Source organism: Corallococcus llansteffanensis (assembly GCF_003612055.1).
GTDB classification, from domain to species: Bacteria; Myxococcota; Myxococcia; order Myxococcales; family Myxococcaceae; genus Corallococcus; species Corallococcus llansteffanensis.
The window spans coordinates 1-19759 of sequence record NZ_RAWB01000123.1 but is presented as its reverse complement, the minus strand read 5'-3'; the positions used below and the strand labels follow the sequence as shown (position 1 = coordinate 19759).

The 19759-nt window shown below is 70.8% G+C and carries 6 protein-coding genes and 1 pseudogene; all 7 read left to right on the top strand.

What is annotated here, in order from left to right; all coding sequences use genetic code 11:
• Positions 1-584, top strand: a pseudogene (locus D7V93_RS44925) (hypothetical protein); the annotation flags it as partial.
• A 268-nt stretch (positions 585-852) separates the two neighbouring features.
• A complete protein-coding gene (locus D7V93_RS13955; RefSeq protein ID WP_158623742.1) occupies positions 853-5835 on the top strand; it encodes a PA14 domain-containing protein in 4983 nt (1660 codons plus the stop codon).
• A 139-nt stretch (positions 5836-5974) separates the two neighbouring features.
• Entirely contained in the window at positions 5975-11608 is a 5634-nt protein-coding gene (locus D7V93_RS13950) for an N-acetylmuramoyl-L-alanine amidase (RefSeq protein WP_158623741.1), read from the top strand.
• 46 nt (positions 11609-11654) lie between these two features.
• Positions 11655-12068: a hypothetical protein gene (locus D7V93_RS13945; RefSeq protein WP_120643882.1), complete on the top strand. Its 414-nt coding sequence runs from the start codon at positions 11655-11657 to the stop codon at positions 12066-12068.
• 112 nt (positions 12069-12180) lie between these two features.
• Positions 12181-12393, top strand: a complete 213-nt coding sequence (locus tag D7V93_RS13940; RefSeq protein ID WP_120643881.1) for a hypothetical protein — start codon at positions 12181-12183, stop codon at positions 12391-12393.
• A gap of 103 nt (positions 12394-12496) precedes the next feature.
• Positions 12497-18409 carry an Ig-like domain-containing alpha-2-macroglobulin family protein gene (locus D7V93_RS13935; protein WP_147451173.1) on the top strand — a complete coding sequence of 1971 codons (5913 nt, stop codon included), beginning with the start codon at positions 12497-12499 and terminating at the stop codon, positions 18407-18409.
• Positions 18409-19759, top strand: a 1351-nt coding sequence (locus D7V93_RS13930; protein ID WP_208723021.1) for a transglycosylase domain-containing protein, incomplete at its 3' end; no start/stop codon positions are given. The genes D7V93_RS13935 and D7V93_RS13930, both read left to right, overlap by 1 nt.

The window sequence follows — 19759 nt, the reverse complement described above, 5'->3', positions numbered from 1 at the left end:
AGCTGATCCTCGCGCCGCTGCCGTCCGCGCAGGCGGCGAGCCGGGCCGGGGAGACGCCCGAATTGCGCACGATGTTCGCCACCCACTCCGCGCTGCTCGCGGAGCGCCTCAAGTCGGAGCTCCAGCACAAGATCTACGGCCGCTCCCCGCACCGCATCCTGCGCGTGGAGGAGCCCGAGGGCCCCAGCACCGCCGGTGGCAAGCAGGCCCGGCAGGCCATCTCACTGGTGGACCGCAAGGGCGTGGCGCCCGCGCTCATCGCCGGCTGGGTGGACGTGGCCAAGGGCCAGGCGTCGCTGCGCAACCACGAGGCCGTGGCGAAGCGCTACGAGTTCCAGCACGGCAGCCCGCTGGAGCTCATCCCGGAGGAGTACGACAAGTTCCTCTCCGACGTGGACGAGGTGCTGCGCACCGCGGCCATCCAGGTCCGCATCCTCGTGCCGGACGAGTCCGTGCCCACCCGGGCCACCGTGGGACAGCAGGCGCCTCGCAGCAGCGGCGTCCCCGTTCGCTGGGTGGTGCTGCTCGTCACCGTGGCCTTCCTGATGGGGCTCGCGGGCGGCGCGCTGTACGGCGGCGGCTGAAACCGGCGGGCCTTAAGCACGGCCTCCGGAGCGCGCAACCAGGAATAAATCTCCGGTCCGTATCTCCCCCGAGTCTCCGGGCGCACCACGTCGTGATGGGGACCTCGCACCGCATCCCGCGGTCGCGGGGGCGCGTCGCGCGTCCGGCTACCCGCAACCACGACCTGGCATGAACGGCCGCGCGCCCGCGCGACCGTCAGGGCCCGGGTCTGCCCTTCGAGGGGGAACGACAATGAAGCAACGCGTGCGCAGTGCATGGTGGGCCCTGATGGCCACCGTCGGCCTGATGGCCTGTGGACCCGAACCGGAACCCGAGCTCACCGTGGAGGCGCTGGGGGCCTCCACCGAGCAGTCGCTGGAGGGCAGCGCCTGCCGTCCCACGTCCGAGCCCGTGGTGGGCAGCGGACTGAACCAGACGTGCACCGGGCCGTGGGAGTACCGCGACCTGTGCTTCAAGTCGGGCAGCTCGTCCGCGTGCGGAAATCCCATCGGCTACCAGCCCGCGACCTGCAACAAGACGTGCAACCACCCCACGGTCTTCCAGGCGCAGACGCACGGCGGGACCGCCTCCGGCGTGTATCGCTCGACGCGCACGTGCGACTACTCGGAGAAGCCACCCTGCGAGACGGTGTACAAGACGACGTTCAGCAAGTCGTGTGATGGGGTGGCCAACGACCTGGTCACCACCCTGCGCTCCCAGGGCAAGGAGTTCGCCAGCCGGCCGTTGACCATCGTCAGCGCGACGCCGGGCGCGCGCACGTATGGGGCGACGCGCGTCATCACCAACACCAGCACGCTGTACATCACCGAGACGAACTTCACCGAGACGTGCACCGTCGTCATCGACAACGTGGGCCTGAACTGGGTCACGAACGCGGACCCCCTCTGCGGGACGGAGTCCTGCAACGGGGCGCCCATCTACTCCACGTGTCGTGACGCGAGCTTCGGCACGGAGCCGAACCCGGCCACCTGTGACGGGCTTCCCGGCAAGGGCGTGAAGTACTCGCAGCCCGGCCTGACTCCCGTGCAGGTGGATCCCTCGCAGACCGTCGCGGACTTCCGGCAGGACGGTTCGCTGCCCAACCGGCCGCTCTGCCTCACCGCGGACGAGATCCCCTTCTCCAACGCGCAGGCGAAGTACAACGCGCTCCAGACGCAGTGGAACCGCGTGGCGTCCCTGCCGACGGCGGTGGATCAGCCGGTGCAGCGCCGCGCCCTGGTGGACGCCTTCAAGGTCCTCTTCGAGCTGCAGGGCCACCAGCTCACCGTTCCGCAGCAGGACTTCATCCTCCAGCGCTACGGCGACTACCCGGACTTCAACCGGGTGACACGCGTGGACGCCACCGTGGACTTCGACTGGAGCCTGGGTTCGCCCTCCAATGCCATCGCCCCGGAGACCTTCTCCGCGCGCTGGACCGGAGAGGTGCTGGCGCCCGTGACGGGGACGTACGTGTTCGAGACGACCGCGGATGACGGCGTCCGCCTGTGGGTCAACGACACGCCGCTGGTGGACAAGTGGTTCCCCCAGTCCGCGACGTCGTACTCGGGCTCCATCGTCCTGCAGGCCGGCCAGCGCTACGCGCTGCGCATGGAGTACTTCGAGAACGGCAACGCCGCCGTGGCCCGCCTGCGCTGGACGCCTCCGGGCGCCACCGGGCTGGTGGTCGTCCCCTCGAGCCAGCTCTTCCTGACCGGCTCCGCCACCGCGCACGGCCTGCGCGCGGAGTACTTCGACGACCTGAACCTCACCTCCAGCAACTGCAACGCCTGGGCGCCCCCGGCCTCCTCGGAGACGTGCACGGCCACCAGCACCGTGGACGCCACGCTCGCCCTCTGCCACCGGATGGCCCAATCGCATGTCCCGACGGACCGCGTGGCCACCGTGTGGCAGCGCTGCATGGACGCGGCCACCAGCGCCGCGGCGGTGTCGTGCCCCGGCACGTCGGCCTATCCCCAGGCCTGGTACGACATCAGCCAGGCGCTGCTGCGCAAGGACGTCGTCGCGCTCCAGCGCGACAGCCTCGGGAAGCTCCAGCAGGACGACCTCCAGAAGCGCCTGTCCCGCCTCAACCAGTGGTACTCGCTCGCACGCACCACGGTGCACGGCGGCGCGGCGGCGCCCCCGGCGCTCGTCAAGGACCTGGACGCGACGTTCAGCGACTTCTGGAAGGCGGCGTACTCGGGCGGCCTGCTCAGCAATGACGGCACGCAGCTGTTGAGCGCGGACCCGTTCAACACGGGGCTCACCACCGACCGCGCGCTGCTCACCGCGGCCCTCACCCCGATGTCCGGCTCCACGTCGCTGCCCCTGGGCAACGCGCCCCTGCTGATGCTGATGGGCGACGGCCTCAAGGGCCTCCATGACCGCATCACCGACTTCAGCCAGATGCACGACCTGGGCTGCCGCTTCATGGGCTGCGCGGGCCCCTCTCCCGTGCGCACGGAGGTGAGCGAGCTGTGGCGCCTCATGGGCACGCTGGCCGATGAGACGGCGCTCGACGCCGCGGTGCTGGGCGCGTCCAACCTGGCGCTCGCGCCCACGGACCGCGCCGCCTGGCGGGGGCTGTTCGAGAAGGTGCGGCAGAACCATGGCGCCCTGCGCACCGCGGTGAAGGAGGTCTTCGGCGCGGCCACCTATGACAAGGCCCTGCTGTTGACGACGCCGCCGGCGCTGGTCCCCCAGCCCGCGCTGCTGCTGTCGCGCGCCATCCAGGACGGCGACGCGCGCACGGCCAGCTACGTCAAGACGGGCGGCTTCCTGCCCAGCGCGCGCAACTCGCTGCGCAACGGCATCCAGGAGACCAAGCGCACCCAGTTGGATGATCTCATCACCCAGCGGACCCAGGAGCTGACGACCGCCAAGGCGGAGTTCATCCAGTACCGCACGGACTACGTGAACGCGCGCCTGGCGGAGATGGGCAACGCGCAGCAGGTGGGCAGCATCCTCGACCAGCTCAAGCTGCGGTACGCGGAGTTCGACCAGCTCTCCCTGGACCTCGTGGGCCTGCGCGCCAACGCCGCGTCGGAAGAGGCCGCCTTCGGCGACTTCGCCAGCGCCTTCAAGACAGCGAGTGACTCCGAGCAGGCGGACCTGGCGAAGCTGGCCATCACCCGCGGCCCGGTGGACACGCTGTCCATCTCCGCCGAGGAGGCCCGCTTCACCCCCTGGTCTGGCTCCACCGACCTCACCTCCTTCGCGGTGCGGAAGAACGGCGCGGCCTGGACCCTGGCCGCCAACGCGGGCGACATCATCAACGTGGCGGCGCGCAACCAGTGGGCCCCCACCTGCGTGCTGTCCCACGCGCAGCTGCGCAAGCCCATGGACGCGGCCGGCACCCTCGAAGGCGTGCAGGTCAACGGCGCCCTCACCGGCCCCGAGGGCTTCCTCGTGCAGTTCAGCGACAGCGCCTTCACCGCGGAATCCAACGCCACGTCCAAGTACGCGGGCGCCTCCGCCTCCGCCCGGGCTTGCGCGGGCGTCCGGGTGGAGAGCGGTGTGGGCTGGGACTTCATGTTCGTGGCCAAGGCCGTCGCATACGCCTACGCGGAGGCGTGCATCTCCGGCGAGATCGGCATCCGCGCCTCCAGCGACTCCAGCTCCGGTGGGGACCAGCGCGTCAGCGCCACGTACAACACCGGCATCCGCCTGGACGGCACGCCGTTCCCCAAGCTGCCCGCGGGCTCGCTGCTCCTGGTGCAGCGGGAGAAGGTCACCCAGGTGCTGCGCGACGTGCAGGTCGTGCAGCCCAACATGTCGGTCATCATCGGCCGCAAGGCGGGGCTGACGGAGCAGCAGGTGGACCCGGGCGTGGACCTGTACCTCGTCGCCAATGACGCGGCCTCCGTGCTCACGCCGTTCGGCACCCAGTCCTGCACCCCGGATACCAGCCACTCGCTGAGCGTGGACGTGCAGCGGCTGGTGCCCGCGGGCACCGCGGTGAGGCAGATGGCCCCCGCGATGGCGCGCGTCATCACCGACATGCGCGCGGCCACCGAGTCGCTCGTCAACCAGGGTCGGGTGCTGTCCCAGGACATGGTGGCCCGCCGTCAGGCGGCCACGTCGTCGCTCTACGAGGCCTGCCGTTCGGAGACGCAGTGCCAGGTGACGGGCACGTGCAACAGCGTGTGCGACCTCACCCAGTTCCCGCCGTCGCTGATGTCGCTCTATGACACGTTCGTCGCCAAGGAGCTGGCGCGGCTGGAGCGCAAGGTGGAGATCCGCGCCGTGGAGCGCCGGATGGAGCTGGCGTCGATGGAGATGAAGGCGCTGTCGAACGCCCTGGAGGCGACGCAGGTGCAGGGCCGCATCCTGCGGCTGGTGCCGGCGTGGAGCCTGCGCAACCTGGACGGGGAGAAGCTGCGCCTGCGCACGCAGAACCTCGCCTCGCTCGTCACCGACTCCCTCTACCCGCTGCTGGACCTGCGCTACCCGTTCGTCCTCTCCGGCCTGAGGACGAACCAGGCCATCTCCAACCTGGTGCGCGCCGACTGGTCCCAGGCCTATGTGAACCTGGCCGACCTGGAGCTCGCCGCCGTGACGGCGGTCACCGGGGCGCTGGCGGACGGCCGCCTCGCGGACAAGGACCCCAGCTATACGCTGGTGGCGCTGAGCTTCCCGCGCCCGGGCTACCCCGCCACGGCCTCGCCGTGGCTGAAGGCCAGCCCGGAGCGCTCCAAGGCGCTGTGGGACTCGCTGATGGACGTGACCAACCCCAAGGCCGCCTTCTCCGTGCAGGTCGTCCCGTCGGACTTCTACGTCGACGATGGCGGCATCTCCGGCGCGCTCCAGTGCACGGAGGGCACGCCCATCCTGCACCGCGTGGGTCTGTTCATCGTGCGCACGGGTGGCACGGCGGGCGCGGAGAACACCACGCTCAACGGTCAGCCGTTGCGCGCGGCCTCCACGTTCGAGCAGGAGCTGACCTTCACCGGGCCCCAGGGCACGAAGACCTACTTCATCGAGGACGACCTGCTCGAAGGGCCCCGGTGGCGCCTGGGACAGAACCGCATCCACTTCGGCCTGTCCGCCGCCGCCGTCAGCACGTTCGAGCTCGGCGAGTTCGCCAAGCCGGTGAACGACCAGTCCTCCGGTGGAGATGGGCTGTCGCCCTTCAGCACCGTGAAGTTCGACGTGACGGGCCTGCGCACCAACCCCATCCATCCGCTGGATGCGGCCTCGGAGCTGGTGCTCGTCTACAAGGTGGACCGGCGCACGGTGTCGTCCATGCCGGATCCGCTCATCTGCCAGTAGTCGCCGTGCTGTAGCCGCGACGCAGTCGTCGTTTCGCGGGAGCGCCGGTTCCGGCGCTCCCGCGGTTGTTTGCGCCGCCCGTGCCGCCGCGGTGGCCGGGGCCGCCTCTTTCCTCCCTTCATTGTCAGCAGGAGTCTTCATGTCGCCGCTGCGGAAGCTGTCCGTGGCTTTGGTGTGTCTTGTCGCGCCCGGGGCCTTGGCCCAGTCCGCTCCTTTCGCGGACGCGCGTGTGCAGACCCCCGAACTCGCCGCCCCGAAACGGGGCTCCCTCGTGGGGCAGTACGCCCACACCGCCTTTGGCCCCGCCGACGTCAGCCGGGGAGGCTTCAGCCTGCCGTCGCCCTTCCAGGTGCCGCAGGACCGGGGCCCGCTGCTCGTGCAGCCCTTTCCCACGTACTCGCCCGATGGGGGCCTGAACGAGTGGGGCATGGGCTGGAGTACGACCTTGTCCGTCCAACGCACGCGGGCGCGCGGAGAGCTGGACTACGCCACCGATGATCTCACCGGCCCCTGGGGGCGCATGGTGCGCGGCACCGACGGCGCGTGGCACTCCGCGGACGTGACGTCCGCCGTGCGGCTCCTGGAGGTGGGCACGTCGCTGGTGGCGTACCTGCCGGACGGCGGCCGGTGGACCTTCGGCGCCCAGGTGCGGGTGGACACGCCGCGTGGCACCCATGCGTGGTTCCTGGAGGAGGCGCGTGACGCCACCGGCCAGGGTGCGCGCCTGACGTGGGCGGTGAACCCGTCAGGCCGTCCCTTCCTGGAGCGCGTGCGCTACGGCGGCCGGGGCGGGGACTTCCACTACGAGGTGTCGTGGACGTACGCCCCGCTCGCCACGCCGTTCGTGGACTACCGCAGCGGCGCCGCGCTGAAGCTGGACCGGCGCGTCCAGGACGTGGTGCTGCGCGTGCACGTCCCCGGCACCAGCACGCCGGCCGAGCGCTGGCGCTACACACTGGCCTACCAGGACGATGACCTGGGCCCGGCCTTCCGGCTCATCGGGGTCCAGCAGGTGTACGCCTCCGGGGCGCGGCCTCCCGCCACGCACTACACCTACCAGGGCGTGAACGAGACGCTCCAGGCCGCGCGGTTCCAGACCGCGACGGTGCTGGACGGCGTGGTGGCCGCGTTCGGCGGAGACGCCTTCCAGCCCGACCATGCGTCACTGCTGGACGTGGACTCGGACGGCCGGTTGGACCTGGAGCACCACCAGCGCAACACGCTCTTCGTGCAGGAGGGCACGGGCTTCCGCGTGGAGGAGCTGCCGCAGGCCAGCCCCAACACCGTCCCCGAGTGTCGCGCGCCGGAGTCGCTCTACAACGAGCCCCGGCACCTCGTGCAGCTCGGGCCGGACTCCGACGAGCACCAGGTGGTGGACCTGCTCGGGGACGGCGCCTTCCAGAGCACCGCGCTGACGGTGTGCACGCGCGACGGCCAGCTGGTGACGCGCCAGACGCTTCCGGGCCACTGGGAGCTGGGCCCGCAGACGCGGCTCGTGGACCTGAACAAGGACCGCCGCCCGGACCTGCTGCGCGTGTACGAGGGGGGCTATGACGTGCTGCCCAACGTCAGCACGAGCCCCGTGGTCCCCGCGTTCGGCCCGATGGTGAGCGGCGGCCTGATGCCGTACTTCACCCCGCACACGAGCTGGGTGCAGGACCTCAACGGCGACGGCCAGTCGGACCTCGTGGCGCGGCACGAGGGCGGCCTCGTGGTGTGGTACGGCCAGGGCCAGTACCAGTTCGACGGCGCGGGCCAGGGCATGCCGGTGCGCCTGTGGTACGGCGGCGAGCTGAGCGGCTTGCTGGACTACCAGCTCGCGTTCGTGGACCTCAACAAGGACGGCCTGTCGGACCTGGTGCTGTACCAGCAGGGCTACGCGCTCTTCTTCGTGAACACCGGCGAGGAGTTCGCGGAGGTGCGCGCCCCGCTGGGCGACTTCTTCGACGGCCTGCCCGGCCCGGTGGTGGTGGGCGACCTCACCGGCACGGGTGGCACGCAGCTCTCCACCGTGCGGCTGGGGCAGGCGTACTCCGTCACCCTGGATGCGCCGGGCACGGGGCTGATGCGCACCGCGGACGATGGCAAGGGCACGCGGCTCTCCTTCCAGTACGCCTGGAGCCCGCCCGTCGCCGGCATCCATCAGCGCGAGGCCGTGCTCTCCGCGCTGGACGTCACGTCCTCCGGCCACCCGCTGGAGCACATCACCTACGACTACGCGAAGCCCGTCATCCACCCGGTGAGCCGGACGCTGCTGGGCTACGAGGACGTGTCCCGCGCCACGCCGGTGAGCTCCGACAGCTCCACCTTCTTCCATGACACGCGGCAGACGGGCCTGCTCGTCTCCAGCACGTCCACGGATGCGCGCACGGCCGGCGTGGAGCGCTTCGAGTCGCGCGTGTACGAGGCGACGAGCTCCTTCGGCCTGCCGTGGAAGCGCCTGCGCGAGCAGCACAGCGGCTGGCGCTCCGGTACGCGCAAGGTGGAGGAGTGGACGGAGTATCAGGCCTACGCAGCGGACGTCTGCCCCGCGCGCACCGTGCTGCACACGGCGCACGGTACGCTCACGACGGAGCACACCCGCGCGAATCCCTCCGGCCTCACGGGCCACCTGCACTGCCTGGACAGCGGCGTGGTGCTGACGGGCCAGCACACGGACGCGACGCTGGACTTCCGCCACGAGTCGCGGCTGACGCGCAACGCGGTGGGTCTGCTGGAGAAGCTGGAGAGCATGGCGCCGTCCGGTGCGGTGACGCTCCAGGAGGTCGTCTACCGTCCGGACTTCTCCGTGGATCACGTGTCCGTGCCGGGGCAGGGCACATCCTGGTTCGACTTCGAGCCTGGCGGCACGCTGCTGCGCAAGGTGACGTCACCGGACGGAACCACCGTGGAGGTGACGGGCCGCGAGACGCTGACCGACGCGGTCCGCTCCCTGCGCTACGGCCAGGGCACGGCGAGCTACTCGGAGTCCTTCCGGTACGACGGGGAGGAGCGGCTGGCGCGCCAGTGGGATGATCAGGGTCACGCGACGGAGACGAACCCCTCCAAGCTCCTGTCCTACCAGTACGCCACCGCGCTGAAGCCCGCGCTGGTGGAGGTGGAGTCGCTGGTGGACGCGAACACGGGCTCCCGCCGGCAGCTCGCCGAGTGGAGCACCGCGGACGGCGAGCCCGTGGCCACCGCGCAGCGCATCCCCGGAGGGTGGACCTTCCAGGGCATCACGACCTACGACCCGGCCCAACTGGAGACGCGCAAGTACCAGCGGCCCACGGCGCCGGCCACGCTCCAGCCGACGCAGGTGTCGTACGGCGATCTGCTCGCCGGCACCGCGTCGCTCGGCCTGAGCCGGGGGGCGGCCTTCGGCCACGTGGTGGACGCCTCCTCGCTGCTGCAGACGGGCGTCACCCAGCAGCATCACACGACGCTGACGGTGGAGGCCGGGGGCGTGCGCCGGGACACGCAGGAGAACGGCACCTATACGACCTCGAGCTGGACGGATGCGTCCGACCGCGTGCGGGTGTTCCAGGACCAGGAGGGCGCGCGCTACGAGTACACCCATGACGTGCTGGGCCGCGTGCGCGGCGTGCTCCTGCCGGATGGCAAGCACCACTGGCTGTCGTTGGATGCGCACGGCCGGGTGACCCGCGTGCTGCGCGAGGGCCTCGCCAAGGTGGAGTACACCTACGACCCGGTCACGGGCCTGCCCAGGGATCGCCTGTTCCTGACCTCGTCGGGGGCGCTGCGGCGCATGGAGTCGTGGACGTACGACGCCGTGGGCCGCAAGACGGTGGAGCTGCACACCGACGTGGCCACCGGCGCGACGCAGCGCTACCTGCACTACTACGACGGCGCCACGCCCCAGCAGCCCACGCAGCGCACCCACCTGGGTGAGCACACGGGCGTCGAGGGCGAGGGCTTCCAGAAGACCTTCGAGTACCGCGCGGACGGCAAGGTGAAGCGCCGGGTGGTGACCCTGACGGGCTGGCGCACGGTGGAGACGCTGTTCCTCTACTCGGATGGCGGGGACGTCGTCACGGAGACGACGCGCGTGCTCGACGTGACGGGCGCGCTCCTGTCGCTCCACACCCAGGGGCAGCGGTGGGACACGCACGGGCGGCTGTCGGAGACGCTGCTGGACGGCACCTCGCTGGTCCTCTACGGCTACGACGGTGACAGCCAGCCGTTGACGGCGGACTTCGCCACCGGAGGACGGGTGACGCTGGGCTATGACGCGCTCACGCGGCGGCGGCTCTCCAAGACGCAGCAGGGCCCGGGGTGGACCGCGTCGGTGGAGCAGCGGATGGACGCGCGGGGCAATGTCGCCGCGGAGACGTACACCGCGGGCGGGGTGTCGCTGCATCGTCAGTACGCCTATTCGCCCAAGGGCTTCCTCGTGGGCTCCACGGATGCCTCACATGCCTATGGCTACGACTTCAACGCCAGTGGCCTGCCGACGGTCATCGAAGAGGATGGCGTGCGGCGCACGCTCACCTCGCAGGGCAACACCCTGACGTCAGGCGCGGTGACGTACGCGTTCGACGACATGGGTCGCACGGTGTCGAAGAACGACCTGACCTTCGAGTACGGCCCCCATGGGCAAGTGGCGCGCGTCGTCCGGGGCACCCGGGCGTGGCGCTTCCTCTACGACGAGGCGGGACAGCGGCTGCTCAAGCTGGAGGGCACGACGCCGCAGGCGGCATACCTGGAGGGCGGTGCGCTGCTGGATGCGACCGGGCTGACGCGGCCGTTCCGCTTCGCGGGCCAGGTGGTGGGATTGATCCACGACGGGGTCTTCCAGATGCTGGGGGCGGACAGCCGGGGCACGGTGATGACGGACGGCCTGGGGCAGTTGCAGCTCGCGTCACCGTTCGGTGCTCGCGCGCACCGCCCTGTCAGCTCCGCCGTGCTGGACTTCGTGGAGAAGGGCTTCGATGCGGACCTGGGGCTCGTGCGCATGGGCGCGCGTGACTACGACCCGGAGATCAACCGCTTCCTCACGCCGGACCCGCTCTTCCTGCAAGAGCCGGCGCGGTGCGTGGACAGCCCGGTGGAGTGCAACCTCTACGCGTATGCCCTCAACGCGCCTACGCGCTACGTGGACCCGAGCGGCTACAAGGCGAAGGCGGCCGCCGCGGCGGCAGCGCCCGCCGCGCCGGAGGTGCCCGACGTGACGGTCGCCGGCTACACCGTGGAGATGCAGCGCTTCAAGTCGCTGGAGCACGGCACGCGGGCCTCGACGAACTCCATCGTGTTGCACCGCACCGCCGGCTCCACGGGCGCCGGTGCCCTGGGCGGCTACCAGAAGGGGGAGCGCAAGGGGATGGGGGCGCACTTCCTCGTGGATGAGAACGGCAAGATCATCCAGACGATGAAGCTGGACCAGGCGGCGCACCACGTCGGCGAGATGCGCGCGCGTTGCGAACAGGAAGCCAACTGCTCGGCCACCGAGAAGGTGGCCCTCAAGAAGCTCTGGGAAACGAAGGGCGTCGGGTACTCGAAGAAGACGGAGCTGGTCCACAACTACGAGCTCACCACCAAGAGCTACCCGGCCCGCTACCCCGTCAACGCCGAGAGCATTGGCATTGAAGTGGTGGGCGTGAAGGACGCGAAGGGGGCCTTCGAGGCACCTTCCCAGGTGCAGATCGACGCGGTGACGGCCCTGGTGACCGCGTTGCAAACGCAATACACCCTCACCAACGCGGACGTGTTTGCCCATGGTGTCATGTGTTACAAAGATGATCCCCGCAGCGAGGGGACGGGGTTCGGGTACTGACATGGAATGCCATGACCGACGACGCAGTGGCTGGCGAGCGGGCGGGGTGCTGCTCGCGCTGACGGCTCCGCTGGCGCTGGGCGCGACTCCGACTCCGACGTGGAGCGTGCCCGCCGACGCGCGGATCGAACACGTCGAAGCCGGGATGCAGAAGGGGCAGGAGGACAACTACATGAAGGAGCACTGCGGGGACTTCACCCTCTCCGCGGAGGAGACCCTCATCTACCTGCGCTCCGCGAAGGTGTTGCCCGAAGCCCAGGTGCACGATGCGTTCGACTGGCTCCCCTGCGTCGTGCGCGGGACCCTGGTGTCGGGCAAGAAGCCCCGCAAGGTGGGCTTCGAGATCTCCGCGCTGTTCACGGCCCACATCTACGAGGAGGGCAAGCCCACCGTGTACCTCGTCTGTGAGGGCGCCTGCGCGACACGGATGGAGAAGATCCTCGTGAGCCACGAGAAGTAGCCGCGCCGCATCACTGTCCGCTGAACGAACGGGGGCTGCTCACCGGTGCGATGGCCGGAGAGCGGCCCCCTTTCCATGTTGATGCCTTCCGACTTCCAAGCGGAGGCACCCCATGGCGTCGTCCCGTCACCGCCCCAAGTCCCACCTGCGCAAGCTGCTGGGCGGCTTCGTCGTCGCGGTCGCGGAGGCCTTCGCGCCCACCTCCGCACTCGCGGATGGCGCCCCGAAGCTGGATGGCGGGCCGCGTCAGCGCCGTGTGCCCATCCCGGGGCAGGGCTCTTGGAGGTTGGGAATCCAAGGAGCGGATCCGCGCCGCCTGGAGTGACGCGAGGTGACGTCGGGGTGGGGGACCCCGTGGTACGGTGCTCGCGTCATTTTTCCGGGGGGGAGTTCACGAGTGCCCGCCCTGGAGCTCCGTGAGCCCCACCATGCGCAGAATCCCTTTGCTGGCCCTCGTCTGCCTCGTTGTCGGAGCCGCGTGTTCGCGCGGCGACAAGGATGCGAAGGGCGGCACCCCGGAGACCGGCACCCCGCCTCCGTCCTCGAAGAACGTCGGCCTCGCCGTCGAGCCCCTGCCGGAAGCGCCCACGCTCCAGATCGATCCCGCCGAGGCCGCGGCCCAGGGACCCCTGAGCGTCGTGGCCGCGCGGCCGCAGGGCCAGGCGCACGGCAACATCCGGCCGACCATCACCTTCACCCGGCCGATGATCGCCCTGGGCACGGTGGCCGAGGAGCGCGGGCTGGCGGCGCCCGCGAAGATTGAACCGCCGCTGCAGGGCGAGTGGCGCTGGGTGGGATCCGCGAGCGTGGAGTTCGTGCCCGAAAGCGGCGTGCGGCTCGCGACGAAGTACACGGTGACGGTGCCCGCGGGCCTCAAGGCCATGGACGGCTCCAAGCTGGAGGCGCCCTACAGCTTCGAGTTCGAGACCACGCGCCCGGTCCTCCAGGGCGTGCAGCCGGATGCGGACTTCCGCTGGGTGCAGCCGGAGCAGGTGTTCACGCTGGTGTTCAACCAGAAGGTGAAGGACCTGCCGCAGCACGCGCGCCTGGAGCTGGCCTCCGGCGCGCCGGTGCCGCTCACGCTGGTGAAGGAGACCGCGTTCGCGGACCTCAAGGCCGTGGAGGTGGGCAGCGGCCCGGAGCGCAGGTCGCAGGACCGGCGCGTGAAGTACGAGCTGAAGCCCGCGCAGAAGCTGGCCGCCGGGACGGCGTTCTCCCTGGTGGTGGACGCGGGGCTGACGGGCGTGGAAGGCCCGCTGGCCCTGGAGGAGGCGGTGCGCCACGCCTACACCACCTACGGCGCGCTCAAGGCGGAGTCGGTGTCCGCGTGCTCGTTCCAGTACGGTGACAACGAGTGCCCCTACGGCCCGTTGATCCTCTTCACCTCCAACGAGGTGGACGTGGCGTCGCTCAAGGGCAAGGTGACGCTGGATCCGCCCGCGCAGATTGACTGGGACCGGATGCAGACCCAGATGCCCTGGTCCGGCGGGGAGCAGAAGTTCCCCTACGTGTCGCTGCCCGGTCGCTACCGCCCTGGCACCCGGTACAAGGTGAAGGTCGCCGCGGGCTACAAGGACCTCTTCGGCCAGACGGGGCCCGCCTTCCAGGGCGAGACGAAGCTGAGCGACGTGGCGCCCTCGTTCGACTCCGGCTCCACGGAGGCGCTGCTGGAGGCCTCCGGCGACGGCTCGCTGCCCCTGGTGGTGACCAACGTCCCGGAGGTGACGGCGGAGGTGTGGGCGCTGTCGCCCGCGGAGCTCGCGCGCTTCCTGGGCTCGGACTCCCGCCCCCAGGCGTGGCCGACCACCGAGCCGGTGCGCACGACGCTGGACACCCAGGCCGCGCGCAATGTGGAGCGCACCGTGCCGTTCGACCTGCGCCCGGCCTTCAACGGCGCGAAGACGGGCCTGTTCCTCGCGCGGCTGAACGCGCCGGCGCTCAAGCAGCGGGAGCCGCGCCGCATCGTGGGGCAGGTGACGGACCTGGCGGTGCACGCGAAGATGGGCGCGACCTCCAGCGTGGTGTGGGTGACGTCGCTGCAGACGGGCGCCCCGGTGCCGGACGCGCGGCTCACCGTCTGGGACAAGGCGGGCACGGAGCACTGGACGGGCACGACGGACGCCAACGGGCTCGCGAAGGTGCCGGGCCTGTCGGAGCTCATTGTCACCAAGGACGAGTCCTCCTGGAACACGCCGTGGGCCATGGTCTCCGCGGAGAAGGACACCGACATCGGCGTGACGCTGTCCACGTGGGGCGGAGGCATGTATCCCGGCGCGTTCTCGCTGATGAGCGCGTGGGAGGGGCGCAGCCCGGACAGCCTGGGCTTCGTGTTCGCCGACCGCGGCATCTACCGCCCGGGGGACGACGTGATGCTCAAGGGCGTGGCGCGCTACCGCCGCCTGGGCGTGCTCAAGTCGCCGCCCGCCGGCGCGAAGGCCCGCGTGACGGTGACCAGCTCGCGCGGCGAGAAGGTCTTCGAAGGCGACGCCGTCATCACGAAGTACGGCACCTTCCGCTCGGACATGAAGCTGGGCAAGGACATGCCGCTGGGCGGGTATGACGTGTCCGCGAGCCTGAAGATCGCGGGCGAGACGCTGAGCTACAGCGGCACCTTCCGAGTGGAGGAGTACCGCGCGCCGCAGTTCCGCGTGGACGTGGCGGTGCCGAGGCAGGACGTGCCGGCGGGCGAGGCGCTCACCGCGCGCGTGGATGCGCGCTACCTGTTCGGCGGGGCCATGGGCAACTCGCAGGTGCGCTGGAGCGTGGGCCGGGCCAGCTCCTTCTTCACGCCGCCGGGCAACGAGGCGTTCACCTTCGGCGTGAACACCTGGTGGTGGGACGACGAGCAGCCGGAGCACAGCAGCGAGACCTTCGCCTCGGGCGAGGGGCGCACGGACGCCGCGGGGCAGCTCGCGCTGGCGCTGGGCACCGCGGAGACGCCGGGCGGCAAGACGTGGGAGTACACGCTGGAGGCGGAGGTGGAGGACGTCAACCGCCAGCGCATCGCCAACCGCAACCTCATCATCGTCCACCCCGCGGAGGTGTACGCGGGCCTGCGCCTGCTCTCCACCGGCTTCGCGGAAGCGGGCAAGGAAGTGGGCCTGGAGCTGGTGGCCGTGACGCCCGCGGGCGCGCGCCAGGAGGGCATCGCGGTGGACGTGAACGTCAAGCGCCGCGAGTGGAAGTCCATCCGCAAGAAGGGCGAGGGCGGCCAGTGGTTCACCATCACGGAGCCGGTGGAGACGGAGGTGTCGAAGTGCGCGGTGAAGAGCGCCGCCACCCCGCAGGCGTGCCGCTTCACGCCCGGCGAGCCCGGCCTGTACGTGCTGGAGGCGGTGGCCACGGACTCGAAGGGCCGCAAGGCGACGACGCGCGACTCGCTCTACGTCACCGGCTCCGGCTGGGTGTCGTGGCAGCGCAACGACACGGACCGCATCGACCTGGTGGCGGACAAGCAGCTCTATGACGTGGGCGACACCGCGAAGATTTTGGTGAAGAGCCCGTACCCGCAGGCGGACGCGCTCGTCACGGTGGAGCGCGAGGGCGTCCTCAGCGTGCGCCGCGTGAAGCTCAAGGGCAGCGCCACCGCGCTGGACATCCCGCTGGGCGAGGGGGCCATCCCCAACGTCTTCGTGGGCGTGGTGCTGGTGCGCGGCCGCGTGGAGGCGTCCAAGGGCATCGAGTCCGGGGACGACCCGGGCCGTCCCTCCGTGCGCGTGGGCTACACCGAGCTGAAGGTGGAGAAGAAGCAGAAGCGCCTGTCGGTGGCGCTGACGCCGGACGCGCAGGACAAGCGCCCGCGCGACAAGGTGACCGTGAACGTCGCGGTGAAGGACGCGGCGGGCAAGGGCGCGAAGTCGGAGGTGACGCTGTGGGCCGTGGACGAGGGCGTGCTGCGCCTGACGGGCTACCGGGCCCCGGACCCGGTGGAGGCGCTGTTCCAGCCGCGCGGCCTGTCGGTGCGCATTGGCGAGCCGCTCATCCACCTGGTGCTGCGCAAGCTGTACGGGGAGAAGGGCTCCAAGCCGGGCGGCTCCGGCGGTTCCGACACGACGGGCTCCGGCTTCCGGTCCAACTTCAAGACGACGGCGGTGTTCCAGTCGGTGGAGACGGACGACCAGGGCCAGGCGAAGGTGGAGTTCACGCTGCCCGACAACCTGACCACCTTCCGCATCATGGCCATCGCCGTGACGGACGCGGACCGCTTCGGCGTCGGCGAGAGCAAGGTGCAGGTGTCCAAGCCGCTGCTGGCGCTGCCGGCGCTGCCCCGGCTGGTGCGCGTGGGCGACAAGGCGGAAGCGGGTGTGGTCATCCACACCACGAACCCGGCCATCAAGGAGGCGAAGGTCACCGCGCAGCTCACGGGCGTGCGGGTGGAGGGGCCGTCGGAGAAGACGGTGTCGCTGGTGGATGGCAAGGCCCGCGAGGTGCGCTTCACCTTCGTGGCCGAGCAGCCGGGCACCGCGGTGCTGCGCTTCTCCGTGACGGGCGGCGGGGAGACGGACGGGGTGGAGCAGAAGATCCCCGTGCAGCTCCCGGTAGGCCTGGAGGCGGTGGCCACGTATGGCGACACCACCAGCGAACGGGTGGAGGGGCTCAAGCCGCCGGGCGGCGTGCGGCCCGGCGTGGGCGGCCTCACGGTGACGATGTCGTCCACGGTGATGGGCGGCTTCGAGGAGTCGATGAACCAGCTCGTGGACTACCCCTACGGGTGTCTGGAGCAGATGTCGTCGCGGCTGGTGCCGTTCGTGGCGCTGCGCGAGCTGTCCGGCAAGTTCGGCGTGGCGTGGACGGGCGGCTCGGACGAGCAGAAGCAGGCGTTCGTCCGCGGCTTCCTCAGTGATGACGCGCTGAAGACGCAGGGCACGCTGGATCCGGACGCGGTGGTGACGGCGACGGTGCGCAAGATCGAAGCGCTCCAGAACCACGACGGCGGCTTCCGCTTCTGGGCGTCCAGCGACTGCACGTCGCCGTATGCCTCCGTGTACGCGACGCTGTCGCTGGCGCGGGCGAAGGAGGTCGGCTACCCGGTGAACGCGGAGGGGCTGGCGAAGGCGAAGAAGTTCCTGGCGGACAAGGTGGCGTCGGGCGTGTGCAGCCGGTGCGGCGCGGACTGCAACACGCCGGGACTGGAGACGCGGGCCTTCGCGCTCTACACGCTGGCGCGCACGGGTTCGCCCCGGCCGTCGTACTACAACGAGCTGTTCGAGAAGCGGGCGGACCTGCCGCTCTTCGCCCAGGCGATGCTGGCGGACGCCATCTTCGTGGGGAAGGGCAACCGGGAGCAGGGCCAGAAGCTGCTGCAGGAGCTGCTGAACAAGGCGCAGGAGACCACCGCGGGCGTGCACTTCCAGGAGACGGACGCGAAGACGTACGCGCCGCTCTGGTCGTCCGACACGCGCACCACGGCGCTGGTGCTCCAGACGCTGGTGAGCGTCACGCCGGACCATCCCTACGTGGCGAAGATGAGCCGCTACCTGGCGTCCTCGCGCGAAGGGGACGGGCGCTTCCGCAACACCCAGGAGGCGGCCTTCACGCTGATGGCGCTCTCGGAGGTGGTGCGCCGCAAGGAGAAGGACGTGCCGGCCTTCGAGGCGGTGGTGAAGCTGGGTGGACAGGTCATCGCGTCCGCCGACTTCAGGGGCCGCGACCTGGGCGTGAAGACGGTGCAGGTGCCGGTGGAGAAGCTGGGCCCGGCGGACAAGGCGCAGCCGCTGACCTTCGGCGTCAACGGCATGGGCAACCTCTACTACGGGGCGCTCCTGCGCTACGCGCCGGCCGTGATGCCGCTGGACCCGATGGACCGGGGCCTCATCGTCCAGCGCTGGTTCGAGCCGTACAACGGCGGCGGTCAGGCGAAGGCGGCGCGCGCGGGCGAGCTGGTGCGCGTGCGGGTGCGCGTGGCGACGTCGATGCGCCGCAACTTCGTCGTCGTGGACGTGCCGCTGCCCGCGGGCCTGGAGGCGGTGGACACGTCGCTCGCCACCACCGCGAGCCTGCCCGGGCCGGTGGGCTCCGGCGAGGAGGAGGGCCCCGGCGAGGGCTACGAGTACGAGAGCGAGGAGGACCTGTCGGAGACGGACGGGGAGAGCAGCCCGTGGGCGACGCGCTTCTGGTCGCCGTTCAACCACACGGAGATGCGGGATGACCGGGTCATCTTCTTCGCCGACGAGCTGCCGCCGGGCGTGCACGTGACGAGCTTCGTCGCCCGGGCCACGACGCCGGGAGACTTCGTGCTCAAGCCGGCATACGCGGAGGAGATGTACACGCCGGAGGTCTTCGGACGCTCCGAGGGTGGACGCTTCCCGGTGGTGATGCCGGAAGAGGTCGCTTCGAAGTGATGAAGCGCTTCACGCTTCGCGGGATGGCGCGCGCCGTGGCGGTGGTCGCGGCGCTGATCGGGCTGGGGTGCGCGGGCTTCATCGCCATGCCCCTGCCCGGAAGGTTGCTGTCCCGCGAGGCGCTGTCCTCGCTGGTGATCACCGACCGCACGGGCCATGCCCTGCGCGAGGTGCTCTCCCGCGAGGACGGACGCAGTGTGGGGCTGGCGGGGGCAAGCATTCCCCCGCTGGTGCGCGCGGCCTTCATCGCCGCGGAGGATCAGCGGTTCACGCGACATCCGGGCGTGGACGTGGTGGCGGTGGCGCGGGCGGCGCGCGACAACGTGAAGGCGGGGCGCATCGTGTCCGGTGCGTCCACGATTCCGCAGCAGCTGGCGCGGCGGCTGGTGCCGCGCCAGCGCTCGTGGTGGGGCAAGGCGGGCGAGGCGCTGTGGGCGCTGCGGCTGACGGCGCACCTGCCCAAGGAGCAGGTGCTGCTGGAGTACCTGGACCGGGTGCCCCTGGGGAACTCCACCTTCGGGGTGGAGGCGGCGGCGCGGAGCTACTTCGGGCGGTCGGCGCAGCGGCTGTCGGCGGGACAGGCGGCGTTGCTCGCGGGGATGGCCCGCTCGCCCGCGCGGCGCGACCCGTACCGGCGCCCGGACGCGGCGCTGCTGGGGATGCGCGGCGTGCTGGCGCGCATGGAGGAGGAGGGCTTCCTCACGTCGGAGGAGGCCCGGCTTGCCGCGGAGACGCCGCTGGACCTGGTGCCGCCCGAGCGGAGCTTCGAGGTGCCGCACCTGACGACGGCGCTGCTGAAGCATCTGCCGGCGCTGGGGTTGGATCGCGCGACGCGCATCGAGACGACCATCGACCCCGCGCTCCAGGCCTCGGTGGAGAAGGCGATGGTGGAGGAGCTGCGGGGGCTGGAGGACCGCGGGGTGGGCGAGGCGGCGGCCATCGTCCTGGACAACGCGACGGGCGAGGTGCTCGCGTACGTGGGGTCGTCGGACTTCCTCGACGATTCGAAGGGCGGGCAGAACGACGGCGTGCGTTCGCTCCGCCAGCCAGGGTCGGCGCTGAAGCCGTTCGCGTACGGGCTCGCGCTGAGCAAGGGGTTCACGCCCTCCAGCGTGCTCGCGGACGTGGAGGTGCACCTGGCGACGCCGGGGGGCGCGTACGTGCCCAGGAACTATGATCGGCGCGTGCACGGCCCGGTGCGGCTGCGCGCGGCGCTGGCGTCCAGCTACAACATCCCGGCGGTGCGCGTGGCGGACGCGCTGGGGCCGGATCAGGTGCTGCGCGTGCTGCGCGAGGCGGGCTTCGAGAGCCTCACGGAGAGCGCGTCGCACTACGGGGTCGGCATCGTGC